The sequence below is a fragment of the Aeromonas sp. S41-2 genome (genome assembly GCF_027705845.1).
Taxonomy (GTDB): Bacteria; Pseudomonadota; Gammaproteobacteria; order Enterobacterales; family Aeromonadaceae; genus Aeromonas; species Aeromonas hydrophila.
Window position 1 is genome coordinate 323,197 of sequence record NZ_JAPDCG010000003.1, and the last position, 24,953, is coordinate 348,149.

Annotated in this window: 24 protein-coding genes; 2 read left to right on the forward strand and 22 right to left on the reverse strand. The window is 59.6% G+C overall.

What is annotated here, in order from left to right; translation table 11 throughout:
• Nucleotides 1–91: 91 nt before the first annotated feature.
• The 16 genes from OKC44_RS09445 to OKC44_RS09520 all read right to left on the reverse strand — a co-directional run bounded on the left by OKC44_RS09445 (nt 92) and on the right by OKC44_RS09520 (nt 13,659).
• Nucleotides 92–871 (reverse strand): TatD family hydrolase, encoded by a 780-nt coding sequence (locus OKC44_RS09445; protein ID WP_011706112.1) that lies wholly within the window; start codon nt 869–871, stop codon nt 92–94.
• A 21-nt stretch (nt 872–892) separates the two neighbouring features.
• Nucleotides 893–1,840: a DNA polymerase III subunit delta' gene (gene holB / locus OKC44_RS09450; protein ID WP_227291408.1), complete on the reverse strand. Its 948-nt coding sequence runs from the start codon at nt 1,838–1,840 to the stop codon at nt 893–895.
• Nucleotides 1,825–2,466, reverse strand: coding sequence for a dTMP kinase (gene tmk, locus OKC44_RS09455; protein WP_270812457.1), 642 nt, complete (start codon nt 2,464–2,466; stop codon nt 1,825–1,827). Before tmk ends, holB begins: the two co-directional genes overlap by 16 nt.
• Nucleotides 2,466–3,467, reverse strand: a complete 1,002-nt coding sequence (gene mltG / locus OKC44_RS09460; RefSeq protein WP_193758683.1) for an endolytic transglycosylase MltG — start codon at nt 3,465–3,467, stop codon at nt 2,466–2,468. Before mltG ends, tmk begins: the two co-directional genes overlap by 1 nt.
• The gene (gene pabC / locus OKC44_RS09465) at nt 3,457–4,311 is read right to left on the reverse strand and encodes an aminodeoxychorismate lyase (protein ID WP_270812462.1); all 855 of its coding nucleotides are present in this window, start codon (nt 4,309–4,311) and stop codon (nt 3,457–3,459) included. The genes mltG and pabC overlap by 11 nt, the downstream gene beginning before the upstream one ends.
• A gap of 19 nt (nt 4,312–4,330) precedes the next feature.
• Entirely contained in the window at nt 4,331–5,572 is a 1,242-nt protein-coding gene (gene fabF / locus OKC44_RS09470; protein ID WP_011706107.1) for a beta-ketoacyl-ACP synthase II, read from the reverse strand.
• An 82-nt stretch (nt 5,573–5,654) separates the two neighbouring features.
• On the reverse strand, nt 5,655–5,891 hold the full coding sequence (gene acpP / locus OKC44_RS09475) for an acyl carrier protein (RefSeq protein WP_005300909.1): 237 nt from the start codon (nt 5,889–5,891) through the stop codon (nt 5,655–5,657).
• 157 nt (nt 5,892–6,048) lie between these two features.
• Complete coding sequence (fabG, locus tag OKC44_RS09480; RefSeq protein WP_005300916.1) at nt 6,049–6,783, reverse strand: 3-oxoacyl-ACP reductase FabG; 735 nt, start codon at nt 6,781–6,783, stop codon at nt 6,049–6,051.
• A 13-nt stretch (nt 6,784–6,796) separates the two neighbouring features.
• Nucleotides 6,797–7,732, reverse strand: a complete 936-nt coding sequence (gene fabD / locus OKC44_RS09485) for an ACP S-malonyltransferase (protein WP_024944762.1) — start codon at nt 7,730–7,732, stop codon at nt 6,797–6,799.
• 69 nt (nt 7,733–7,801) lie between these two features.
• Nucleotides 7,802–8,761, reverse strand: a complete 960-nt coding sequence (locus OKC44_RS09490) for a beta-ketoacyl-ACP synthase III (RefSeq protein ID WP_016350719.1) — start codon at nt 8,759–8,761, stop codon at nt 7,802–7,804.
• Nucleotides 8,762–8,768: 7 nt separating this feature from the next.
• Entirely contained in the window at nt 8,769–9,788 is a 1,020-nt protein-coding gene (gene plsX / locus OKC44_RS09495) for a phosphate acyltransferase PlsX (RefSeq protein WP_029303012.1), read from the reverse strand.
• 9 nt (nt 9,789–9,797) lie between these two features.
• Nucleotides 9,798–9,965, reverse strand: a complete 168-nt coding sequence (gene rpmF / locus OKC44_RS09500; protein WP_005300935.1) for a 50S ribosomal protein L32 — start codon at nt 9,963–9,965, stop codon at nt 9,798–9,800.
• Nucleotides 9,966–9,984: 19 nt separating this feature from the next.
• Nucleotides 9,985–10,506, reverse strand: a complete 522-nt coding sequence (gene yceD / locus OKC44_RS09505; protein ID WP_011706102.1) for a 23S rRNA accumulation protein YceD — start codon at nt 10,504–10,506, stop codon at nt 9,985–9,987.
• Between the two features lie 247 nt (nt 10,507–10,753).
• Nucleotides 10,754–11,419: an START domain-containing protein gene (locus tag OKC44_RS09510; RefSeq protein ID WP_270812463.1), complete on the reverse strand. Its 666-nt coding sequence runs from the start codon at nt 11,417–11,419 to the stop codon at nt 10,754–10,756.
• 69 nt (nt 11,420–11,488) lie between these two features.
• Nucleotides 11,489–12,463: an HTH-type transcriptional regulator YidZ gene (gene yidZ, locus OKC44_RS09515; protein WP_029300874.1), complete on the reverse strand. Its 975-nt coding sequence runs from the start codon at nt 12,461–12,463 to the stop codon at nt 11,489–11,491.
• A gap of 2 nt (nt 12,464–12,465) precedes the next feature.
• Complete coding sequence (locus OKC44_RS09520; protein WP_270812466.1) at nt 12,466–13,659, reverse strand: MdtL family multidrug efflux MFS transporter; 1,194 nt, start codon at nt 13,657–13,659, stop codon at nt 12,466–12,468.
• A gap of 186 nt (nt 13,660–13,845) precedes the next feature.
• Between OKC44_RS09520 and OKC44_RS09525 the strand changes: the two genes are divergently transcribed.
• Nucleotides 13,846–14,427 (forward strand): Maf family protein, encoded by a 582-nt coding sequence (locus tag OKC44_RS09525; RefSeq protein ID WP_026080134.1) that lies wholly within the window; start codon nt 13,846–13,848, stop codon nt 14,425–14,427.
• A 77-nt stretch (nt 14,428–14,504) separates the two neighbouring features.
• Here OKC44_RS09525 and OKC44_RS09530 read toward each other — a convergent pair whose 3' ends face one another.
• Both OKC44_RS09530 and rluC read right to left on the reverse strand, forming a co-directional pair.
• Nucleotides 14,505–15,152 (reverse strand): HAD family hydrolase, encoded by a 648-nt coding sequence (locus OKC44_RS09530; RefSeq protein ID WP_270812469.1) that lies wholly within the window; start codon nt 15,150–15,152, stop codon nt 14,505–14,507.
• The gene (gene rluC / locus OKC44_RS09535) at nt 15,152–16,096 is read right to left on the reverse strand and encodes a 23S rRNA pseudouridine(955/2504/2580) synthase RluC (RefSeq protein ID WP_201356046.1); all 945 of its coding nucleotides are present in this window, start codon (nt 16,094–16,096) and stop codon (nt 15,152–15,154) included. The genes OKC44_RS09530 and rluC overlap by 1 nt, the downstream gene beginning before the upstream one ends.
• A gap of 411 nt (nt 16,097–16,507) precedes the next feature.
• Between rluC and rne the strand changes: the two genes are divergently transcribed.
• The gene (gene rne / locus OKC44_RS09540; protein ID WP_270812472.1) at nt 16,508–19,645 is read left to right on the forward strand and encodes a ribonuclease E; all 3,138 of its coding nucleotides are present in this window, start codon (nt 16,508–16,510) and stop codon (nt 19,643–19,645) included.
• Nucleotides 19,646–20,469: 824 nt separating this feature from the next.
• Here rne and OKC44_RS09545 read toward each other — a convergent pair.
• The 4 genes from OKC44_RS09545 to apbC form a co-directional block, all read right to left on the reverse strand.
• Nucleotides 20,470–21,939 carry an inorganic phosphate transporter gene (locus tag OKC44_RS09545; protein WP_011706094.1) on the reverse strand — a complete coding sequence of 490 codons (1,470 nt, stop codon included), beginning with the start codon at nt 21,937–21,939 and terminating at the stop codon, nt 20,470–20,472.
• 406 nt (nt 21,940–22,345) lie between these two features.
• Nucleotides 22,346–22,927, reverse strand: coding sequence for a dCTP deaminase (gene dcd / locus OKC44_RS09550; RefSeq protein ID WP_011706092.1), 582 nt, complete (start codon nt 22,925–22,927; stop codon nt 22,346–22,348).
• 63 nt (nt 22,928–22,990) lie between these two features.
• Nucleotides 22,991–23,635: a uridine kinase gene (udk, locus tag OKC44_RS09555; protein ID WP_011706091.1), complete on the reverse strand. Its 645-nt coding sequence runs from the start codon at nt 23,633–23,635 to the stop codon at nt 22,991–22,993.
• A gap of 109 nt (nt 23,636–23,744) precedes the next feature.
• A complete protein-coding gene (gene apbC / locus OKC44_RS09560; protein ID WP_029303004.1) occupies nt 23,745–24,827 on the reverse strand; it encodes an iron-sulfur cluster carrier protein ApbC in 1,083 nt (360 codons plus the stop codon).
• Between the last annotated feature and the right edge of the window lie 126 nt (nt 24,828–24,953).

The following is a 24,953-nucleotide window of genomic DNA, read 5'->3' on the forward strand; positions in this document are numbered from 1 at the left end:
AGAGATAACGACCTACCGTGATCGTTTTTGGATGGGTCATGATAGTGCTGATTGTCATAGTAAAACGCCCCGCTATGCGGGGCGTTGTTTGTTATCGCTTTGCCAACTTGAACAACTCAAAGAAGTTGTGACTGGTCGCTTGCGCCAATTCGGCCAGCGGTATTTGCCGCAGATCCGCGATGAACTGGGCCACGTCGCGCACAAAGGCCGGCTCGTTCTCCCTGCCCCGGTGCGGAACCGGCGCCAGATAAGGTGAGTCGGTTTCAACCAGCAACCGCTCCAGCGGCAGCGCCTTGACCACCGCCTGCAGAGCAGCCGCATTTTTGAAAGTAGCTATGCCGGAGATGGAGATATAAAAACCCATCGCCATGGCCGCCTCGGCCATCTCGAGCGATTCGGTGAAGCAGTGCAACACCCCGCCGACCTGCTCGGCCCCCTCTTCGCGCATGATCTGCAGGGTATCCTGCTGGGCATCGCGGGTATGGATGATGAGGGGTTTGTTCAGGGCGCGGGCCACCCGGATATGCTCGCGGAACGAGGCCTGCTGTACTTCCTTGTTCTCCGGCGAATAGAAGTAGTCGAGCCCGGTCTCGCCGATGGCCACCACCCTTTCATCTGCCGCCTGGGTCAGCAACAAGGCGGCATCGACGCCAGGCTCCTGATTGAGAGGGTGCACGCCACAGGAGGCAAACACTTGAGGATAAGGGGCGATCGCTTCCAGCATGGTCGGGAACTGTGCCTGGGTGACACTCACGCACAGAAAATATCCCACGTCCTGCTCGGCGGCCTTGGCCAGCACATCGGCCATATTGGTCTGCTTGCTGCCATAGCTCAGGCGATCGAGATGACAATGGGAATCAACGAGTAACATATAAAACCTTTGTAGCGAGATCTATAACCAGCGAGTCAGCCAGTTCATCAGATGGATGGTGGGATTGGAGAGCTGTCCCGGCTGGCAGGCTATCTTCAGCTCGACCAGCTGTTGCTCTGCCTCCAGCAGCTTCTCGCTGGAATGCAGCTCGGCCAGTTGCTGACTGAGTACCGTCAGATCCGGCATCGCCAGCTGATGATGGCCGCAACCGGCCTGCGTCTTGAGGGCATCGCACAAGAACAGCTGCAGCCAGTGCAGCCTGACCTGGGTATCGGTCGCCAGCAGACCACACACGTGGTTGGCCCGAGTCGGCGTCTGTGCCAGCGCGAGAAAACTCTCCAGCAGATCTCGGCGGGCACTGTCTTGCTGCTCTTCGATATAGCGCAGCACCCGCAGCGGCGCCCCCTGGCAGATCCGTACCTGGGCCAGCGTGGCCTGATGACCCTGCTCGGCCAACCAGCGCACCGTCTCACCTTCGGCAGGCAACTGGCAGACATGTTTGTGACAGCGACTGAGAATGGTCGGCAGCAGACGGGAAACCTGAGAGGCGATCAGCAGCAGCAAGCTGTCGCCAGCCGGTTCTTCCAGGGTTTTGAGCAGGGCGTTGGCGGCAGACTCCGTCATGCGCTCCGCATCCGGGATGATCACCACCTTGCCGCGGCCAAGCTGGGCCGAATTCTGCAGGCGTGAACAGATCTCGCGGATGGCCTCGACCCCGATGGTCTTGCTCTCCGTCGTCAGGGTGCCCAGATCCGGATGATGGCCCTTCTCAAACAGCTGGCAGGAGTGACATTGCCCACAGGGCTCACCCCGATCGGGCCGATGACAGAGGTGCAAGCGCGCCAATTGTTCCGCAAGCTGCTCCTTGCCAAGACCGGGATCGCCGAGCAGCAACCAGGCGTGACCGAGTCGACCGGCCGCGGCGGTCTGACTCAAGGCATGCCAGTCCGGGATCAACCAGGGATACATGAGGGCTCATCTTTCAGATAGTGGGCCAATGCAGTCTCGATGGCTGCCTTGACCTGCTCCGGCGCTTGGCCGGCATCGATCACCTTGATTGACTCATCGGCGGCGGCCAATTCCAGATAGCGCTGGCGGGTGCGTTCGAAGAAGCTGAGCTGCTCGAGCTCGATCCGGTCCAGCTCACCGCGGTGGCGGGCCCGCTGCAGGCCGATGGCGGGATCGATGTCGAGATAGAGCGTCAGATCCGGTTTGAAGTCGCCGAGTACGGCCCGTTTGATGGCGCCGATGAGGTTGGCATCGATGCCGCGGCCACCGCCCTGATAGGCCTGGGACGAGAGATCGTGGCGATCGCCCACCACCCAGATGCCGTCGGCCAGGGCCGGCTTGATGCGGATCTCGACCAGCTGTACCCGTGAGGCGTACATCAGCAACAGTTCGGCTTCGATGGTGAGGCGCTCATCGTGCACCTCCTTGACGATGGCTCGCATCCGCTCGGCCAGCGGGGTACCGCCCGGCTCACGGGTACACTCGATCCGTGCCACGCCGTGGCCATGCAGATAGTCGGTCACATAACGCACCGCGGAGCTCTTCCCTGCTCCTTCCAGTCCTTCAATCACGATAAATTTAGACATTAGGGTTTCTTCAATATGTATTCGCGGACCGCCCGATTGTGTTCATCGAGGGTCTTGGAGAAGTAGTGGGCACCGCCCCCTTTGGCGACAAAATAGAGGTAGTCGGTCGATTTGGGGTTGAGCGCCGCCTCGATGGAAGCCTTGCCCGGCATGGCGATGGGCGTGGGCGGCAAGCCGTCGATCACATAGGTGTTGTAGGGGTTCACATCGGTCAGGTCGCTGCGGCGAATGTTGCCGTCATACCTGTCCTTCACCCCGTAGATGACGGTGGGATCGGTCTGCAGCTTCATGCCAAGGCGCAGGCGATTGACGAACACCGAAGCAATCTGGGCCCGCTCTTCCGGCTGACCGGTCTCTTTCTCGATGATCGAGGCCATGATCAGCGCCTCGTAAGGGGTCTTGTAAGGCAGATTGGCCTGGCGCTTGTCCCAGCTCTGCTGCAGGAAGGCCCGCATGTCCTGATAGGCGCGGCGCAGGATGGAAATATCGCTGGCATGGGTGGTATAGGCGTAAGTTTCCGGCAGGAACCACCCCTCCAGCTTGCCGTTGTCGATGCCAAGCTCCTGAGCCAGATCCGCCTCGCTCTGCTCCACCGTCAAGCGCTCCAGATAAGGGGCGCTAGCCAGCTGCTTCAGCCAATCCTCGAAACGGGATCCTTCGACGAAGGTCAGGCTGAAGTGAAACTCCTTGCCGGAGGCGAACAGGGAGAGGGTCTCCTTGAGCGGAGCCCCTTCCTTGATTTCATAGGTGCCGGATTTGATGGCAACCAGCTCGGGGTGACCGCGCAGCCAGAGCCGCACCGCCCAGGGGCTGGTTTCCCCCTCCCCCAGTTCGGCGATCAGGCGCGCCGCATGGGCCCCCTTCTCGACGGTAAAGAGGCGGGTCGGCCCCTTGTTGGTGAGCGTCTCCACCTGCTGCCATTTGTAATGTACATAGCCCCCGACCACGGCGACTGTCAGCGCCGCGCCCGCGAGCAGGGTGTAAAGCCGATTAAACTTCAATGACCAAACGCTCCTGTAAGCGGCGGATCAATACCGGACTGGCATATTGGGTCTCCCCGATGCCGGTCACCGGCACTATGCCCATCAGGGTATTGCTCAACCATACCTCTTCAGCCTGCCACAGTGACTCCAGCGGAGCCTCCACGACACGCAGTTCAATGCTCATCTGTTTTAGCATCGCCATCACATGGCGCCGCATGATGCCGTCTATGCCGCAGTGGGCAAGATCCGGCGTAAACACCGTTCTGCCACGGCGCCAAAACAGATTGGCACTGACCCCTTCTACCAGAAATCCCCTGCTGTTCAAGACTATACCTTCGACTCCCGAACGCGCCGCAAGTTCGCTTTTCAGCAGCACCTGCTCCAGCCGGTTGAGGGTCTTGAGGCCCGCCAGCATGGGGGCATCGCCCAGTCGTTGCTGGCACACCAGCAGTGGAATACCGGTTTGCTGCCACGCCGGATAGTGAGCCGGGTAAGCGGCCAGCGACAGGATCCGGGTCGGCGCATGGCAGGCAGTGCCATCATACCCCCGGCCACCACTGCCTCGGGTCAGCATCACCTTGATCACCGCCAGCGTCTGGTCGCGAGCCATCCCGGCGACCTCGTCGCCAAGCTGTTGCCAGTCCAGCTCGGCAAGGCCGAGTCTGGCGCTCGCTTGCTGCAGCCGTGCCAGATGAGCCGGCCACCAGACGGGGCGACCATCCTTGACCAGCAAGGTGGTGAAATGGCCATCGCCATAAGCCAGGCCACGATCCATGGCGGAAACGCTGTCTGTCGGTATTCCATTGATCAGCAAAAGGATCCCTCCGATAAAAAAGGCCCGATACTGTCGTATCGGGCCCATACTATCCGCCCAGGGCGAATTATACGCGTTTGAAGATCAGTGAGCCATTGGTGCCACCAAAACCGAAGGAATTGGAGAGGGCATATTCGAAGTCGCCAGCCTTGGCAACATGAGGCACCAGGTCCAGATCGCACTCATCATCCGGGTTGTCCAGGTTGATGGTGGGCGGCGCCATCTGATCGCGCAGCGCCAGTACCGTGATGATCGCCTCGATGGCGCCGGCGGCACCCAGCAGGTGACCGGTCATCGACTTGGTGGAGCTGATCATCAGGGATTTGGCATGCTCGCCAAACACCGCTTTCATGCCGCGCAGTTCGGCCACGTCACCCAGGGGGGTGGACGTGCCGTGGGCGTTGATGTAACCCACCTGCTCGGGAGCGATGCCGGCATCCTTGATGGCATTTTGCATGGCGCGGGCGCCACCGTTGCCGTCAGCGGGAGGCGCCGTCATGTGGTAGGCATCGCCACTCATGCCAAAACCGACCAGCTCGGCGTAGATCTTGGCACCGCGGGCCTTGGCATGTTCGTACTCTTCCAGCACCAGCACCCCGGCGCCATCACCCAGCACGAAACCGTCGCGATCTTTATCCCACGGACGGCTGGCCTTGGTGGGCTCGTCGTTGCGGTTGGAGAGCGCCTTGGCCGCCGCAAAACCACCCATCCCCATCGGGGTGGAGGCTTTCTCGGCGCCGCCGGCCACCATCACGTCCGCATCACCGTAGGCGATCATCCGGCCGGCCATGCCGATGGCATGGGTACCTGTGGTACAGGCGGTGGTCACGGCGATGTTCGGCCCTTGCAGACCCTTCATGATGGAGAGATGACCGGACACCATATTGATGATGGTGGACGGCACGAAGAAGGGGCTCAGCTTGCGGGGGCCGCCGTTGACCAGGCTGCTGTGGTTCTGTTCAATCAGACCCAGGCCGCCGATACCGGAACCGATCGCCACACCGACGCGCTCGGCATTTGCCTCGTTGATGACGAGACCGGCATCATCCAGCGCCTGTATGCCTGCGGCGATACCGTACTGGATGAAGAGGTCCATCTTGCGAGCTTCTTTGCGGTTGATACCGTACTGCTCGGGATCGAAATCCTTGACCTGGCCTGCGAAACGGGTCGCAAACTCGCTGGCATCAAAGTGTTCGATGGGAGAAATGCCGCTCTGCCCGTTGAGCAGGGCTTGCCAGCTGGATTCGGCAGTGTTGCCTACCGGGGAAAGCATCCCCAAGCCGGTCACCACGACTCTGCGTTTTGACACTGAGGTAGTCTCCGAGAGGTGTTTTGAAAAGGGGTAAACATAAAAGAAGCGGCCCTTGGGCCGCTTCTTTCAGAACAGGAACTTATTCCTGATTAGCGGTGATGTAGTCGATAGCCGCTTGAACAGTGGTGATCTTCTCGGCTTCTTCATCAGGAATTTCGGTATCGAATTCTTCTTCCAGCGCCATTACCAGTTCAACGGTATCCAAAGAGTCAGCGCCCAGGTCGTCGACGAAGGAGGCAGCGTTCTTAACGTCTTCTTCTTTAACACCCAGTTGTTCGATGATGATTTTCTTTACGCGTTCTTCGATGTTGCTCATGACCTGAATTTTCCTTTAAAAATACGCTATTGCGTCTGGTTGGGGTAGTTTATTCAATTGACGTGAGTTTGCAAGTGGCTTGCCGCTGGTCAAACCACGAAATTCGCCAAACTTCGGCGTACTATCGCAAATTTGAACAGATCTCACGACAAATTGATTACACCATGTACATCCCGCCATTAACATGCAGGGTTTCGCCAGTGATGTAGGCGGCATCATCCGATGCCAAGAATACCACAGCAGCGGCAATTTCTTTTGGATCGCCCAGACGAGCGGCAGGCACCTGACTCATGATGCCGGCACGCTGCTCTTCATTGAGCGCCTTGGTCATATCGGTCTCGATGAAACCGGGGGCAACCGCGTTCACGGTAATGCCGCGGGAGGCCACTTCACGGGCCAGCGACTTGGTAAATCCAACCAGCCCCGCCTTGGCAGCAGCATAGTTGACCTGACCGGCATTGCCCATGGTGCCCACCACGGAGCCGATGCTGATGATGCGGCCATTGCGCTTCTTCATCATGGCGCGCAGCACCGGTTTGCTCAGTCGATACAGGGAAGTGAGGTTGGTGTCGATGATCTCGTTCCACTCATCGTCCTTCATCCGCATCAGCAGGTTGTCACGGGTGATGCCGGCGTTGTTGATCAGGATGTCGATGTCGCCAAAACGCGCCTTGATGGCGGCGAAGACGGCTTCGATGGATTCCTGGCTGGTCACGTTCAGTGCCATGCCGCAACCCTGTTCACCCAGATAGGCGCTGATCGCCTCGGCGCCGCTCTCGCTGGTCGCCGTGCCGACTACCTTGGCGCCACGGGCCGCAAAAGTTTCGGCAATTGCACGGCCGATGCCACGGCTGGCACCGGTCACCAACACAACCTTATCGGTAAAGCTCATTACTTGCTCCTGTTTACTTGATCTGGGCCAGCGCCTGCTCGAAAGAGGCTGCATCGTTGGCATGAATACCTTCCACGCGCTTGTCGATGCGCTTGGCGAGCCCGGTCAATACCTTGCCCGGTCCCATCTCGATCTCGAGGGTAACCCCCTCATTGGCCATCCGCTCGACAGTCTCGGTCCAACGAACCGGGCTGAACAGCTGACGCACCAGAGCCTGTTTGATGGCGGCCGGATCCTGTTCACAGGATACGTCGACATTATTGATGACAGCGATGGCAGGAACCTTGATCTCGATCCCGTCCAGCGCAGCTGCCAATTTTTCTGCGGCAGGTTTCATCAGGGCGCAGTGAGAAGGCACGGAGACCGGCAGCGGCAGTGCACGCTTGGCGCCGGACTCTTTCATCAGCACGTTGGCACGCTCGACGGCCTCTTTGTGACCGGCGATGACCACCTGGCCCGGAGAGTTGAAGTTGACCGGGGAGACCACTTGTCCTTGCGCCGCTTTTTCGCAGTTGGCGGCGATGGCGTCATTGTCCAGCCCGATGATGGCGGCCATGGCACCGGTGCCTTCCGGTACGGCTTCCTGCATGGCCAGACCACGCAGCTCGACCAGTTTGACCGCATCGGTAAAGGCCAGTGCACCGCTGCACACCAGGGCGGAGTACTCACCCAGGCTGTGGCCAGCCATCACGGCGGGGGTTGCCCCACCCTGCTGTTGCCACAGGCGCCACAGCGCGACAGAAGCTGTCAGCAAAGCAGGCTGGGTACGCCAGGTCTTGTTCAGATCGTCGGCCGGGCCATCCATCACCAGGGCAAACAGGTCATAACCCAGCACCTGGCTCGCCTCGGCGAAGGTCTCCTTGATCACGGCATGTTGTTCGGCCAGCTCGGCCAGCATGCCGACGGTTTGGGAGCCCTGTCCCGGGAAGGCAATGGCAAATTGGGTCATCATTGATTCCTTTAGATAAGACAAAAATGAGAGCGGCAGGATGAGCCAGATTGCTCATCCCGACCACGATCAGAGGCGAACCAGCGCCGAGCCCCAGGCAAAACCACCGCCGAAGGCTTCCAGCAATACCAGCTGGCCCGGTTTGATCCGGCCGTCACGCACCCCTTCATCGAAGGCGATGGGCACGGAGGCGGCAGAGGTGTTGCCGTGCTTGTCGAGGGTCAGCACCACCTTGTCCAGCCCCATGCCAAGCTTCTTGGCGGTGGCGCTGATGATGCGGAAGTTGGCCTGATGAGGCACCAGCCAGTCCAGCTCGCTCGGTGCGATGCCGGCGGCGGCCAGGGTCTCGGTGACGATCTCGCTCAAACGGGTGACCGCCACCTTGAACACATCGTTGCCCTTCATGTACATGTAGGCTTCAAGTTCGGCCCCCGGCATACCGCGGCGCGGCTGCGGCAGCTTGAGCAGATCGCCGTAACGGCCATCCGCATGCAGATGGGTGGAGAGAATGCCCGGCGTGTCGCTGGCGCCGATCACCACGGCCCCTGCCCCGTCACCAAAGAGGATGATGGTGCCGCGATCTTCCGGATCGCACATGCGCGACAGCACATCGGCCCCGACCACCAGTACGTGGCGGGCGGCACCGGATTTGACGAACTGATCGGCGATGGAGAGCGCGTAGGTGAAGCCGGCGCAGGCGGCGGCCACGTCAAAAGCCGGGATCCCTTGCACCCCGAGCAGGCCCTGCAATTCACAGGCGGCGGCCGGGAAGGCGTTCTCGGCACTGGTGGTGGCCAGCACTATCATGTCGAGATCGGCGGCGGTCAGGCCCGCCGCGTCCAGGGCGCGCAGAGCGGCCTGGTGAGACAGGGTGGCGACGGTTTCATCGGCACCGGCAATGCGACGTTCACGGATCCCGGTACGCTCCACAATCCACTCGTCGCTGGTTTCCACCATCTGTTCGAGATCGGCATTGGTACGTACCGAGTTCGGCAGATAACTGCCAGTACCCAAAATTTTGCTATGCATAGAGTTCTTATAGATCCCTGTCGGAAAAGACAGATTCAAGGCGATCTGCTATTTGCAATGGAAGTTGATGCTTGGCCTCTTGCGCGGCCAGCAGGATCGCGTTACACAGGGCGCGCCGTTCGGCCCGCCCGTGGCTTTTTACCACAATGCCGCGCAATCCTAACAGACTTGCACCGTTATACTGGTCGGGGTTCAGGTAAGAAAAACGCCGTTTGAACATAAATCCGGCGATACGACCAAGAAAACTGCGTTTTTTGCGGGGATATCCGGCCAGTTGGGCCATCATCCGCACGACCCCTTCCGCCGTCTTGAGGGCCACGTTGCCGACAAAACCGTCGCAGACGATCACGTCGCACTCGCCGCTGAAGATCCGGTCCCCTTCGACAAAACCGACGAAGTTGAGCGCCTGGCACTGGCGCAGCAACTCGGCACTGTGGCGCACCAGATCGTTGCCCTTGATCTCTTCCTCCCCCACGTTGAGCAGGGCCACCCTGGGAGTGGCAATGCCCTCCACCTTTTCAGCCACCACGGCGCCCATCACCGCAAATTGCAGCAGGGTATCGGCATCGCAGCTGACGTTGGCGCCAAGATCGAGCATCACGGTACGTTTGCCGGAAAGAGTGGGCAGCGCCTTGATGAGGGCGGGTCGGTCGACCCCGGGCAGGGATTTGAGCACGCACTTGGCCATGGCCATCAGCGCACCGGTATTGCCGGCGCTGACGCAGGCATCGGCCTCGCCGGCCTTCACCAGATTGAGGACGACCCGCATGGAGGAGTCTTTCAGGGTGCGCAGCGCCACGATCGGTTTGTCGCCCATGCCAACCACCTGGGATGCATGCACGAAACGAACGCGGGGATGATTCAGCAAGCCATGTTGCTGCAAAAGAGGGGTGGTCTGGTGTTGATCACCAACCAGGATCAGTTTTAACTGGGGTAAAAGAGACAGTGCCTGCACGGCGGCAGGCACTGTTTCCGAGGGGCCAATATCTCCCCCCATGATGTCTAGCGCGACAGTTTGCGTAGACAAAGGCAATCCTTAAGCGATTACCTTTTTACCGCGGTAGAAACCATCGGCAGTCACGTGGTGACGACGATGGATTTCGCCACTGGTCTGATCAACAGTCAGGGCAGCGGTGGTCAGCGCATCGTGGGAACGACGCATGCCACGCTTGGCACGGGTTTTACGGTTCTGTTGTACGGCCATTGTAGGCTAACTCCTAAATTCACTTACGTTTAAGCTCTTCAAGAACTGCAAAGGGATTCGGCCGCTCATCAGCAGGTTCGATTTCACCCCAGGTCATCTCCATGTTACCGCGCGGGCAAGCATCCATGGGATGCATGGCCACCTGCGGCAACGAGAGGATGAGTTCATCCTCCAGGATTTGATGAAGATCCATCTCGCCGTTTTCGTCCAACTCAATGGGCTCATAAGCTTCCGGCAGTTCTTCCTCGTTTGTTCTCTCGAACAGCGGAGTGTAGATAAATTCAGCTTCACAGAGATGCTCGAATGTTTCTCCACAACGCTGGCAAACCAGGTCAACCTTGGCATGGGCAGTGCCTTTCATAACGGTCAACTTCTGGACATCTTTGCCAAAGTGCAGCGATACATCGATATCACTCTGCAAGCCTGCGGTTGATTCCTCCAGCCTGGGCATCTGCGACTTTTCCACTATCCCGACATAATCGAGCAGCTTCGAGGCACTACGGACTGGATCAACCTTTACGGGCAACTTCACCTTTTGCATAGGGCGCGAATATTATAGGTCCAACAACTGATAGTCAAAGGAAAAAGTCCTTACCGCCGATGATTTTAACCTCACAACCCCCGCTCATGGCGGAACTTGCGCTCACCGGTGGCTGATTATGCCATAAACCAACGGATCCGACACCGGATCCTGGCCGTATTTGCGCTGACGGTATGGATCCGGCTCACTCCTTGACAGCAGAATTTCACAGCGCAGGTGAATCAACCACTCCCCTGCCCCTGCGGGTTCATGGATGGCTGTCGCACGGCCCGACCTGGCGTCCCTGCCACATATGGGCGCAAGGGCAAGATTCGGGCGGGATGGCCTCCATCAGGCGACGGATGGCCCGAAAACTGTCCAGCGCGGCCTGGGCGGCGATGGGGTTGATGAGCCAGGCTGGCAGGTTATCACCCGGGTTGGTATAGGTTTCGAGGCGTATCAGGGTAGTGCCGTTGAGTTGCGGCACCGCCTCCCAACGTCCTTCACTTGCGCGGATCCGCACCCGACCGGGGTAAGGCGGCAGTGCATCAGGGGCGGCCCATACCGTCAGCACCAGGCCACAATTTGGCTGGCGTTGCAGGCGGGAGTGGGTGATAAGCTCCCGCTCCTGCACCGGCCAGGGCGCAGAGAGCCGGGTATAGACCAGATCTTCATCGGGCGCCGGTTTGGCCAGCACCCTTACCTCCAAGCTCTGAGGCAGCCACTCCTGATGGCGGGCAGTATCGCGCAGTACGGCCAGCAGCGCCGACGGCGGAGCGGCCACGTTCATCTCCAGGCGCAAAGCCTGAAAAGCGCCAGGGGGATGAGCCCGGCTCCACAGCAATATGCCCGCCTCCCCCGCCTGCAGGTGCCAGCCCTGTGCCCAGGCCGGCACGCAGAGCAACCATAACAGCCATATCCCGACTCTCATCATCCATGACCCCGCCTTGCCCATTCCTATGCTTATAGCCGTTTTTCTGGCCCTGCGAGGTACTGATCAGGGTTAACCCGCGCCAGCGGCCCCGATATGCTGGTGGTAGAGCCGTTTGATCTCGTCGCGCAGCCACAGCACCTTGGTGTTGTGGTTGTTGCGCTTGTGCCAGAGCAGGATGAAGGCGATGTCGAGTTGCCGATAGAGGGCTTCATCCAGCGGCAGCGGCAAGGAGATCAGATTGTCGTGGTGCTGGCGGGCATAGCTGGCGCAATAGGAGGGCACCACCGCGATCAGTTCGTGGTCAGACTGGGCTGCGATGTGCAGCGCCTGCTCGAAGCTGGAGACCCGGATCGGCACCTGCCGGCTGAGCCCCTCATCATCCAGCAGGCTGTCGAGCGCCCAGGCATCGCTCGCCTCCCACACCACGCTGACATGGGGATAGGCGAGGAAGTTGTCGAGATTCCAGGTGCGGGCCAGCAGCGGATGATCCTTGCGCAAAAACACCATGGGCCTGTCTTCGAACAACACCTCGTGATCGATGTAATAGGGCAGCCGGTTGACCCTGGCCAGCGAGCTGGGGTGGGTTTCCCTCGCACAGAAGCCGAGATCGGCATCGCCATTGATGATGTCGTTGAGGGAGTGATGGTCCCAGTTCATGATCCGGATGGTCGATTTGCGATAGGTTTCATAAATCACCATGGGCAGATCATTGAGAAAGCTGATGTAAAAGGGCGACTCCAGCACCAGCCTGAAGGCGGCCCCCGCCGGAATGGCATTGCCGCAGAGAGAGGCGATGTTGCCCGATAGCTGGAACCACTCCTTGAGCTCTTCCTCCAGGGTGAGCGACAGATTGGTGGGCTCCAACCCCCGCTGAGTGCGAAGAAACAGCGGGTCGTCGAACCAGTCGCGCAGCCGCGCCAGCGCCTTGCTGACGGTAGGCGCCGTGACATTGAGTTTCTTGGCAGCCTTGGTGACACTGCGCTCTTGCAGCAACAGCCGAAATACCACCAACAAATTGAGATCGAGGTCGATCAGGGGACGCATGCTCAGGGATTCTCCATGACCGGGACACCATGGGCGGGGCTATCGAAGGCCGGTCCCAGGGCGCGAAAGAGCAGATAGAGTAACACGGCGCCGAGCAGGGCACAGGCAAGCAGCGTGCTGGGGGCAAAGCCAAGCCACCCCATCAGCCAGATATAGCCGGCGCTCACGGTTATCTGGGCAAGGCAGAGAGTGGCGCTGGCGAGCGCTATCTGATGACGACAACTGGCCAGCGCCTCGCCCATGGCGATGCCGAAGCTCGCGGAAAAACCGATGCAGGTGAAGGCAAAGCCCGCCAGCAGCAGCCACAGGCCCCAGGAGCTCTCAAGATGAGAGGCCAGGATCAGCAGCAGCGCCAACCCCAACCCGCCGTGGGCCAGTGCGAGCAGGCTGTGCTTGTGGAGTCGACGCAGCAACAAGGGGGCGAAGAAGGAGGTGATCATGCTGATCATCGCCATGATCATCATGATGCGGGCATACTCTGCGGCTGCCAGCCCCCTCTGGGTCATCAGGATCATGGGTGAAGTGCTGACATAGGTCAGAATGCAGGTCATGCCGGCACTGCTCAACCCACACATCCAGAGGAACTGCGGCACTCGCAAGAAGGCAAAGCGGGCTGCTGACGCACTCGAGGATGGCTCAGGGTGCGCCGGCAGGCTCTCTTTCAGCCCCAGCAGGTTGATCAGCAGCACCACGCCGCCAAGCAGCGCCATGGCCTGAAAGATGGCATGCCATGGGAAGCCGGTCAGGATGAGATAGCCGAGCAGCGGCGCCAGCACGGGGATCACGCAAATGACCCCATTGATGGCCGACAGCACGGCCGCCAGCCGTGCCGGTGGCAACACGTCTCGCAGCACGGTAAAGGTCATGATGTAGAGCGCGCCAGCCCCTGCCCCCTGGCCTACCCGCGCCAGCAGAAACTGCGCAGGGTCGTCGGCGCTGCCGGCCAGTAGCGACGCCAGCATAAACAAGCCGGCCCCACTCAGGATCACCGGCCTGCGACCGTGGCGATCCGCCAGCAGGCCGGCCAGCGGGACGGTCGCGGCCATGCCGAGCAGATAGAGGGAAAACGCGGTGTGCAGCTGAGCCTCGCTGGCCTGAAGGCTGGCACCTATGTTGGGCAACGCCACCAGATAGAGATCGATCCCCACTGGGTAGAGCGTGATCATCAAAAAACAGCAGAGCATGTAACGGCCCATGGTGACTCCTCAGCGAATGGGTAGCATCGACGGGGCACTATAGCGTCAGGCCGGATGAATAAGCCGATAGCGGTGTTTTCCAATCTCGACATGCTGGAAAAGAGAATAGCGGCGATATTTGCCCTCACCGCACGGTGGCGATACCATCCACGCCTGCCCGTTTCTGAACCTGGATACCTGATTGCCATGTCGCGTCCCCTGATCCTCGCTTCCACCTCCCGTTACCGCAAAGCCCTGCTGGAAAAGCTGGGCCTCCCCTTTGAGTGCGCCGCGCCAAATGTTGATGAATCCGTGCTGCCCGGTGAAGATGCACAGACGCTGGTGGCTCGCCTTGCCCATGCCAAGGCCCGTGCCATCGCCGACCAGCATGATCAGGGGTTGATCATCGGCTCGGATCAGGTGTGCGTCTGTGATGGCCGGATCCTGGGCAAGCCGGGAACGGTCGAGCGAGCAGTGGCCCAGCTGATGGCGGCCCAGGGGCGCAGCGTCACCTTTTATACCGGCCTGTGCGTGCTGGACGCCGCGTCTGGCCGCGCCGAACAGCTGATAGAACCCTTCACCGTTCACTTTCGCCAGCTGGATGAGGCGGCCATTCGCCGCTATGTAGAAGCTGAACAGCCCCTCGACTGTGCGGGCAGCTTCAAGTGTGAAGGCATGGGGATCGTGCTGTTCAAGGCCTTGGAAGGGCGCGATCCCAATGCGCTGATCGGCCTGCCGTTGATCGGCCTGATCGAGCTGCTGGCCCGCCACGGTATCGCCCTGCCCTGATGGGAGCGGCATGTCAGCCATGAAAAACGGGAGCCTTGGCTCCCGTTTTTCATTTATTCATCTGTCATATCGCAAGGCTAATCCAGCAACCGCTGGAGCTCCGCCATGGTATCGACCACCGCCAGCGGATGATGGGCCAGCAAGCGGGTACGGTCGTGCACGCCCCAGCTCACCCCGATCCGCGGCATGGCCAGCGCCTCGGCCATCGCCATGTCGTGGATGGAATCACCGATCATCACCGCCTGGTGCGGGGCAATGCCCAGCTCATCCAGAATTTGCGTCAGCATCAGGGGATCAGGCTTGGAGTTGGCCTCGTCCGCCCCGCGCGTGGCGGCAAAGAGCAGCCGCAACCCGGTTTCATCCAGTACCCTGTCCAATCCACGCCGGGACTTGCCGGTAGCGACCGCCAGGGCCACCCCTTGTGCATGCCAATGCAGCAGCAGTTCCCTCGCACCGGCAAACAACGGGCTGGGTGTGCTGTCATGCACGTAATGGTGGCGATAGCGGGCGATCAGGGCGTTGGCTCGCTCACCCCCCTGCTCCAGGGAAAACAGCCGGGGGATACCGACCTCCAGACTGAGACCGATGATCTGGTGCGTCTCGACGGCGGTGGGCACGGGCTCACCGCAATCACCCGCCGCGTGCGCCACACAGGCAACAATCCGGCCCACCGAGTCCATCAGGGTACCGTCCCAGTCGAAGATGGCGAGCCGGATGGTCTGCATCAGCGGGCCAACTTGTTCAGGAAGTCGTCGAGTTCGGGGGCCAGCGGGGCTTCCACCTGCATCTCGCGGCCATCGGCCGGATGGATGAAGCTCAGCTTCCAGGCATGCAAAAACAGTCGTTTCAGCCCCTGGCTGCGCATTTTATCGTCAAATGCGGCTTCTCCATACTTGTCATCACAGGCGATGGGATGACCCGCATGCTGGGTATGCACCCGGATCTGGTGGGTACGACCGGTGATCGGGCTGCACTCCACCAGGGTGGCCTCGGCAAACTGACGGGCAATCCGGAAACGCGTCTCGGAGGGCTTGCCATCGCTGCTGACCCGCACTACCCGCTCGCCGGATTGCAGGTCATTCTTGCGCAGCGGCGCATTGACCACCTTGACGTGAGGCTGCCACTGGCCACGCACCAGCGCCAGGTACTGCTTGCGCATGGTCTTGACCCGCAGTTGTTCATGCAGGCTGCGCAGGGCGCTGCGCTTCTTGGCAACCAGCAGTACGCCAGAGGTGTCGCGATCGAGCCGATGCACCAGTTCGAGGAAACGGGCTTCCGGGCGCAGGGCGCGCAGCCCTTCAATCACGCCAAAGCTCAGGCCGCTGCCGCCGTGTACCGCCATGCCGGACGGCTTGTTCAGCACTATCATGGCGTCATCTTCAAACAGGATCTGGCTCTCCAGACGCTGGATGCTGCCGAGATTGGCCGAGGGCAATTCGTTCTTTTCGGCAACCCGCACGGGGGGAACCCGTACCTCGTCGCCAGTGCAGAGTTTGTATTCCGGTTTGATGCGCTTTTTGTTGACGCGCACTTCCCCTTTGCGAAGGATGCGATAGATCAGGCTCTTGGGGACGCCCTTTAGCTGAGTCTTGAGAAAATTGTCGATGCGCTGCCCTTCATGCTCAGCTTCGATGGTGAGCAGCTGCACTTGTTGATGTATCTGTGTCATGGCGCGGATTTTAACACTGCCGGCGGCCCTTGGCTGCATGCTTTGTTGAAAAATGGCGCCTTGCTATAAAAGTGGTTTAAATGGGATAATAAACAAGGTTTTGTCATTGTGTTCAAGCCTTGTACTAAGTGGCCAAAATTTATGCCACCCAATCCCGAAACACCGTGTATATAAGAACATGACGGTTCCCGGGTGCGAGGTACAGCGCATGGAGAACGCAAACAGAACCGCTAATTTGTCTCCACACCGGTATCCTTTTCATGCCTTCTCGAGAAGGCTGGACCAGAGTGCCCTTAGTTTGCGCCTCATGCATACCCCAACCGGGAGGTTGCCCCAGTATGCTGAAGACCCGAGGCCGGCGCCGGCAGGATCCTGTGGAGGAAATCAAAATGACAAAATAACGAGAACTCAATGAAAAGAATGCTAATCAACGCGACTCAGGAAGAAGAGTTGCGCGTAGCGCTGGTTGACGGACAACAGCTCTACGATCTGGATATTGAAAGTCCGGGACACGAGCAGAAAAAAGCGAACATTTACAAGGGCAAAATCACCCGCGTAGAACCCAGTCTTGAAGCTGCTTTTGTCGACTATGGCGCCGAGCGCCACGGTTTCCTGCCGTTAAAGGAAATCGCCCGCAATTACTTCCCCTCCGGTTACTCCTATCAGGGTCGTCCCAACATCAAAGAAGTGGTCCGCGAAGGCCAGGAAGTGATCGTCCAGATCGACAAGGAAGAGCGTGGCACTAAGGGTGCAGCCCTCACTACCTTTATCAGTCTGGCCGGCAGCTACCTGGTACTGATGCCGAACAATCCTCGCGCCGGTGGTATCTCCCGCCGTATCGAAGGTGATGAACGGACTGAACTGAAAGAAGCCCTGAGCGGCCTGACCGTGCCGGACGGCATGGGCCTCATCGTGCGTACTGCCGGTGTGGGCAAATCCCCGGAAGAGCTGGAATGGGATCTGAACGTTCTGCTCAACCACTGGGAATCCATCCACAAGGCGTCACAGAGCCGCTCTGCACCGGTGCTGATCCATCAGGAAAGCAACGTCATCGTGCGTGCCATCCGTGACTACCTGCGTCGCGATGTCGGCGAGATCCTGATCGACAACCCGGTCATCTTCGAGCGTGCCAAGGCGCATATCGAGCTGGTTCGTCCCGATTTCCTCAATCGCGTGAAGCTGTACAAGGGTGAAGTTGCCCTGTTCAACCACTTCCAGATCGAGAGCCAGATCGAGTCGGCCTTCCAGCGTGAAGTGCGTCTGCCCTCCGGCGGCAGCATCGTCATCGATCCGACCGAAGCACTGACCTCCATCGATATCAACTCCTCCCGCGCCACCAAGGGCGGCGATATCGAAGAGACGGCGCTGCAAACCAACCTGGAAGCGGCCGACGAAATTGCCCGTCAATTGCGTCTGCGCGACCTGGGTGGCCTGATCGTCATCGACTTCATCGACATGACCCCGGTTCGCCATCAGCGCGAAGTGGAAAACCGTCTGCGTGAAGCGGTGCATCAGGACCGTGCCCGCATCCAGTTGGGCCGGATCTCCCGTTTCGGTCTGCTGGAGATGTCTCGCCAGCGTCTGCGTCCCTCCCTCAACGAGTCCAGCAGCCATATCTGCCCTCGTTGCCAGGGCCAGGGAGTGATCCGTGACAACGAATCACTGGCGCTGTCCATCCTGCGTCTCATCGAAGAAGAGGCCATGAAGGACAACACCGAGCAGGTTCACGGTCAGGTGCCGGTCGATGTTGCCGCCTATCTGCTCAACGAGAAGCGTGCCTCCATCGCCAGCCTGGAACAGCGCAATGATGTGCGTGTCTACATCATTCCGAACCAGCATCTGGAAACCCCGCACTACGAAGTGACCCGCATCCGTCAGAACGAGATCCCGGAAGCGGCCAGCTACGAGCTGAAAACCGAGATTGCCAAGCCGGTCTACCAGCCGAAGCAGGCTCAGGTGATCGAGCGCGAACAACCGCTGTTGCAAGGTTTTGTCCAGGCGCCCCAGCCGGCTCCCGCCGCGCCGGCCCCGGTCGTGGCGCCTGCCGCACCGGCAGCGCCCGAAGCAGGCCTGTTTGGCAAACTGTTCAAGGCCATCTCCGGCTTGTTCGGTTCCGACACCGCCCCTGCCGACGTGAAGGCTCCTGCCGACAAACCGGCAGCCCAGCGCGAAGCACGCAAGGATGAGGGGCATCGTCATCAGCGCGATGAAACTCGCAGCCGTGGTCAGCGTGGTCGTCGTGATGACAACCGTGGTAACCGCAGCCCTGCCGATACGGCAGAGAAGCGGGAAGCGGGTGCCAATCGTGAAGGTGGTGAAAGCCGCAACCGTCGTCCCCGCAAAGAGCGTGAGCCGCGCCAGGAGCGTGAAGCCCGTGGCGAAGTGCGTGAACAGCGCATGGAACGTGAACCTCGCGAGGCTCGTGAGCCACGTCAGGAACGCGAACCCCGCGCACCGCGCCCTGCTCGTGAACCCCGTGCTCCGCGTGAACCTCGCGCCGAAGTGGTCGTTGACGCGGTAGAAACCGTCGATACCACCATGGTCAACGACGAGCCGCGTCTGGAAAAAGAGCAGAAAGTGGCTGAGCGCCGCGAACGCCGTCAACTGCGCAAGCAGATCCGGGTCGATGCCCCGGCCAGCGACGTTGCCGCCCTGCCCGCCGATGCTCCGGTTGTTGCCGAAGAGGCCTCCGACGCAGTAGAGCAGCACGATGAGCAGGCCGAAGGCCAGCGTCGTTCCCGCCGTACGCCGCGCAATCAGCGTATCGAAGGCCAACGTCGCAAGCGCATCAATGAAGATGCCCGCAGCCAGCGTGAAGATGAAGAACAGTCTGCCGAAGGCGCTGCCCCTACCCTGACAGCAGCTGCCCAGGCAGATGCCGCCCAGGTAAAAGTGGAAGAGCCGGCTGTCCCTGTCATCACCATTCCCAGTGCTGAAGCTGTTGCCGCCGCCCTGCAGGCCTCTGCTGCGCTGACCGAGCATGTCGTGCCAGAAGCCGTTGTGGCCGAAGCTCACGAGCAGGCTGAGGTCGTGGCTGCAGAGCCAGTGGTAACCGAAGCGGTAGCTGCTGAAGAAGCCCAGGTAGCGGTTGTCAACGAGCCAGTGGTTGCAGAAGTTGCGGCCCCGGTCGCAGCGGAAGTCGTTGCTGTTGAGGCACCGGCCGTCGAGACTGCCGTGGTTGAAGCTGCAGCTGCTGCCCCAGCAGTTGAAGAAGCGGCTCCGGCAGTGGTTGTAGCCGAGGTTGCCCCTCTGGTGGTTGAACAGCCAGCTCCGGTCGCTGAAGCTGAACCTGTCATTGCTGACGAGGCTCCGGTAGCCGCTGCCATAGCAGCCCCTGTGGCCAAGCAAGTCAAACGTGGTGGTGGCCTGCTGGCCGGTGCCCGCAAGGCCTCTGCTCCGATGGCCACACCGGCTGCGGCCCCTGCCCTGCCAGTACGCGAGCCGGTTGATCATGCGCCGCTGGTGCGCAGTGAAGTGGCAAGCTCAGGTCGCCATGGCGGCAGTACCGCAGCGGTCAACGTTGCAACCAGCCCGGCCGGTCGTCCTTGATGACTCGCTAGTCTGACAAAAAGAGCCACACATTGTGTGGCTCTTTTTTTAGATATTATTTAGCGCCAGTTTGTTTCGGTTACCCGTTCCTTTACCACGACCTACCTACCTACTAGCACTTAGTGCCCCAAGTCTCCCTTATCATATTGAATAACCACAGCCATTGGCTCGCTGCGGCTCAATCCACACTCCTTGTTTTGTCTTCCTGCTGCTGCGACTGTATGGCTCCTGATTTAGGCAGACTGGATAAGATAAGAGCCGGCACAGATACAAATATCGCGCTGTGTAGACATCCTTGACGACACTGCTGCGCATGAACTGCATGGCCAAGCCTGTCACCCATCTCGAAATCGGTTTGAAGTGCGTATGCCTCTATCAACCGGCATCGATTGGTCATTCGACCTTTCATCCTCTCGGCAATCCAGACGTGCTGCCGACCAATGCAGGCAAAGACCCCTCTTCCACAGCCGCCAACACAAGTAATCCCATCTGCTAATTTAGGCAGTCATGTGCCATGAGATGGCAGGTATCAACCTTAGCCGAGCAGCTCCATGACTCTCGCGGCACCCTATGCAGGGGGGGTATTAACCGCAAAAGACGCCCAATCTGCCACCTCCCTCTGTCTTGAATACCTATTGATGGGTGGGGATGATCTTAGTAGGTGAGAGAAGTAATTGATTGGATGGAAAATTTAGTTTGATGGCATATAAAGGATGATCAAATTGGAAACCCGGCTGGCGGGAGCCAGGCATCACATATCCGTTTTGAGGTCATGAAAAAAGGGCCGCAAGGGCCCTTTCTCAACATACTTCTGGTATCTGCTATCAGCTGAACAGATGATGGCTGATCAGGAACAGACCACCAGAGAGCAGCATGGTCAGCGGCAGGGTCAGCACCCAGGCCATCAAGATGGTCTTGATGGTCTGGCTCTGCAGGCCCGACTTGTTGGCCACCATGGTCCCCGCTACGGCAGAGGAGAGGATGTGGGTGGTCGATACCGGCATCCCGGTCAAACTGGCCACACCGATGGAGGCGGCAGCGGTGATCTGGGCGGCGATCCCCTGGCTGTAGGTCATGCCGGAGGAACCAATCTTCTCGCCTACGGTGTAGACGATACGACGCCAGCCCACCATGGTGCCACAGCCCAGCGCCAGCGCGATGGAGACGATGACCCAGGTCGGTGCATATTCGGCAGTGGCCGTCAGATCCTTGCGCCATTTGGCAAGGTCGGTCAGCTCTTTGGCCGGCAGCGGCAGCTTGGACACCTTGCGAGCGGTATCGTCGATGCACAGCAACAGACGGCGCACTTCACGGCGGTCGGTCAGGTCCATCTCTTCATAGGTCCGCACTTGGGCAAGACGATTGTCCAGCGTGGCCATGGCCTGCAGAGCACCATCAGCAGCACAGTGAGTCATCAACTCTTCCTGGGCCTGGGCAGGCACACTGAAGTTCACTACCTTGGAAACCTGCTCATGGTTGCGCTGATAGATCTCCATGATGCGCTGATTGGCATCCTGGGTACGATCCAGGTCATAGGAGCGACTGTTCATGTCCAGTGCGAAATAGGCAGGTGCCATGCAGATCAGCACCAGCATCACCAGACCGATGCCCTTCTGGCCATCGTTGGAACCGTGCACAAAGCTCACGCCCATGGCAGACGCCACCAGAGTGAGACGCGCCCAGAACGGCGGATGCTTCTTGCCGTCCACCAGCAGACGCTCTTCCGGGGTCTTGTGGATCTTGCTGCCCTGCCAGACGCGTTTCATGGCGAACAGCAGCAGCGCGGCGATGATGAAACCGACGGTGGGAGAGATGATGAGGGAAAGCATGATGTCGATGGCTTTCGCGACGTTGATGCCTTCCTGCAGCGGTTGATGGCTGATCCAGGCATAGGCGCCGCCTACCCCCAGAATGGAGCCGATCAGCGTGTGTGAGCTGGACGCCGGGATCCCGAAGAACCAGGTACCCAAATTCCACACGATGGCGGAAAACAGCAGGGAGAACACCATGATCAGACCCTGAGTGGAGTCCATCCCCAGCAGCAGATCGATGGGCAGCAGGTGGACAATGGCATAAGCCACGCCCAGACCACCCATCATGACCCCGGCAAAGTTGAACAGACCGGAGGCTACTACTGCCATGTGTGCCGGCATCGCCTTGGTATAGATAACCGTTGCTACCGCGTTGGCGGTATCGTGAAAGCCGTTGATGAATTCATAGGCCAACACAAAAAAAACGGCCAATACCAAACCGATTGACCACCACAAACCCAAACCACTAAACATTTCAAACATAAAAAACGAACCTGTTTATGAGTTGCGGCGGATTATGCCAGAAGGCTGGTAACGCCATACCCGTTGTTGAAATATTTCAGTAAGAAAAAAAAAGAGCATTCCGCCAGTAAATAGCTTAGAGCCAGTCACCATGCGGCTTGTCCTTGATTAATTAAACAGACCTTGCCTGACAAAAACAGTTCCCAAACGGGAACAATTCATCATCAGTATGCCGCAAAAACCACTCTCACCGACTTAGGCTCCGTCAATTTTCGACCAACCGCATCGCCCTGTTTGTACAAATGACAGGCAAGATCACTCCCTCGCCCTGCCCTCTTTGCCACATCAATCTGCCCAAGCGAATGGAGAGGGCGCCATCGGCGCCCTCTTTTAACACATTGCCGTCGGCTCGACTGTCGACCCGCTCTCAGTCCTGATTGATGCGGCTGGCAACCGCACCCTGCTGGCTCTTGTACTTGGCGTTTTCCCGTTTGTTGTAGGGACGCGCCGCCACACCGGAGAGCATCTCGAAGTTCAGCGCACCGATCTTCATCTTGGGGCGCAGCGCCAGCGGCAGCTTGCCGCCGTTGTAGAACTCCAGCACGATGCGGCCGGACCAGCCCGGATCGATGCGGTGCGCGGTCACGTGCACCATCAGCCCGAGGCGGGCCAGGGACGAGCGGCCGTCGAGCCAGCCGACGATATCGGCCGGCAGGGTGACCGATTCATAGGTCACCGCCAGGGCCAGCTGACCCGGGTGCAGATAGAAGGCTTCGCCATCCGGCACATGGATCTCATCGCTCATCACCCGATCGATGGCGTCGGCCATTTCGCTGCTGGGGCCGCTCAGATCGATGTAGGGGGCGGTATGATCGCGAAACACCCGAAACTCGTTGCCCAGCAGCACGTCGACGCTGACGCCGCTGATCCGTTCAATGCCGGGTCTGGGCTCAATGACGATCTTGCCTTCATCCAGATGACGTTCGATATCGGTATCACAAAGACGCATTGGGCGACTCTCCTGACAAATTGTTCATTTAAAAAAGCCGGGCATCACCCGGCTTGATATCTCTCAACCAATCAACATGTGGCGGATACGCGCCTTGAGCATGTCGATGGCGATGCGGTTCTTGCCGCCACGGGGGACGATCACGTCCGCGTACTGCTTGGAAGGCTCGATAAACTGCAGGAACATGGGGCGTACCGTCTTCTGGTACTGCTTGAGCACCGAGTCCATGGTCCGGCCACGCTCCTGCACGTCACGCACCAGACGGCGCAGCAGGCAGATATCGAGCGGCGTATCCATGAAGATGGAGGCATCCATCAGATCTCGCAAGCGGCTGTCAGTCAGCAGCAGGATCCCTTCCAGAATGATCACCCGGCGCGGTGCGAACGGGGTCACTTCACTCATGCGGGTATGTTCGGTATAGGAGTATTGGGGAATATTGACCGCATCACCTTGCACCAGCTGGCTCAGGTGCTGGACCAGCAGATCGTGATCCAGCGCGTTGGGGTGGTCATAGTTGGTTTTGACCCGCTCTTCCATGGTCAGGTGGGTCTGATCGCGGTAGTAGCAATCTTCGGTGATCACGCCAATCTGACCGGCTCCCAGCTCGGCCACCAGCTCTTCATAGATGGTTTGGGCTATAAGACTCTTGCCGGAAGCGGATGCACCAGCAATACCGATGATCACACACGAATGTTGAGTATCAGACATTGAAAATACCTAAAGAGAAGAGCAGTGGGGATGGTTTAAACCGATCCATTATATAAAAAAGGGTGAGCCATGCCCACCCTCAAATCCACCCCAGGCGGTCGACCGCCGATTATTCATCCAGCGCCATGGCATAGAGGGGGGTCGCAATCGGTTTACCGCTGAAATAGAGTTCAGCTCCCACCCGACGAGCCAGTTTCAGATAGGCCTCTGCCAGCTCCCCGGTCGGGGCGCCGAACACGGTCGGACAGCCATCGTCCATGTGCTGGCGGATGTCGATGTGCAGCGGCAGCTGGCCAAGCAGTGCCACCTGATACTGTTCCGCCATCTTCTGGCCACCACCGGTACCAAACAGCGGCTCATGATGACCACAGGCGCTGCAGACGTGGTAACTCATGTTCTCGATGATGCCGAGCACCGGCACGCTGACCTTGTTGAACATGGCCAGTCCCTTGCGGGCATCCGCCAGCGCCACGTCCTGCGGCGTGGTGACGATCACCGCCGCCGTGGTCGGCACCTGCTGGGCCAGGGTCAGCTGGATGTCGCCGGTACCCGGCGGCATGTCCACCACCAGATAGTCCACTTCGCCCCAGCGGGTCTCGTGGAGGATCTGGGCCAGCGCCTTGCTCGCCATGGGGCCACGCCAGATGGTGGCATCCTGCTCGGCCACCAGATAACCGATGCTGTTGCTCTTGAGGCCGCATGCCATCACCGGCTCCATCAGCTTGCCGTCATGGCTGACAGGACGCTCCTTCAAGGTCCCGGTCATGGTCGGAATGGAGGGGCCGTAGATGTCCGCATCCAGAATGGCGACCCGCGCCCCCTCTTTTTGCAGCGCCAGCGCCAGGTTGACCGCGGTAGTGGACTTGCCCACCCCGCCCTTGCCGGAGGCAACCACGATGATGTTGCGAATGCCCTGCACCGCCGCCAGCCCTTGCGCTCGCGGCAAGCTGGCGACCTCGATTTCGCCTACCCAGTCGATACGGGTGGCGCCGGTGGCGCTGCGCAGGCGGGCGTCAAACTCCTGCTTGATCTGCTCAAACAGGGAGTGGCCTGCAAAGGGCAGCACCAGCTTGATGGTCAGCGTCGAGCCCTGTTTGTCGATGCTGCGCACGAAGCCGGCAGCCACCAGATCCTTGCCCCAGCCAGTTGGCTTAAATTCGGCGAGGATCTGTTTTACTGAATCAATCACCATTAACTCCTCATTATCTTGTCTTTATCTTGAGGTGAACGGTTACCGCACACAAATCAGTGGCTTGCCTGCTGGTCGACCAGCGTGCGCCGGCAGGGCGGACGAGCCACAACCCTAGGCAGGCTACCC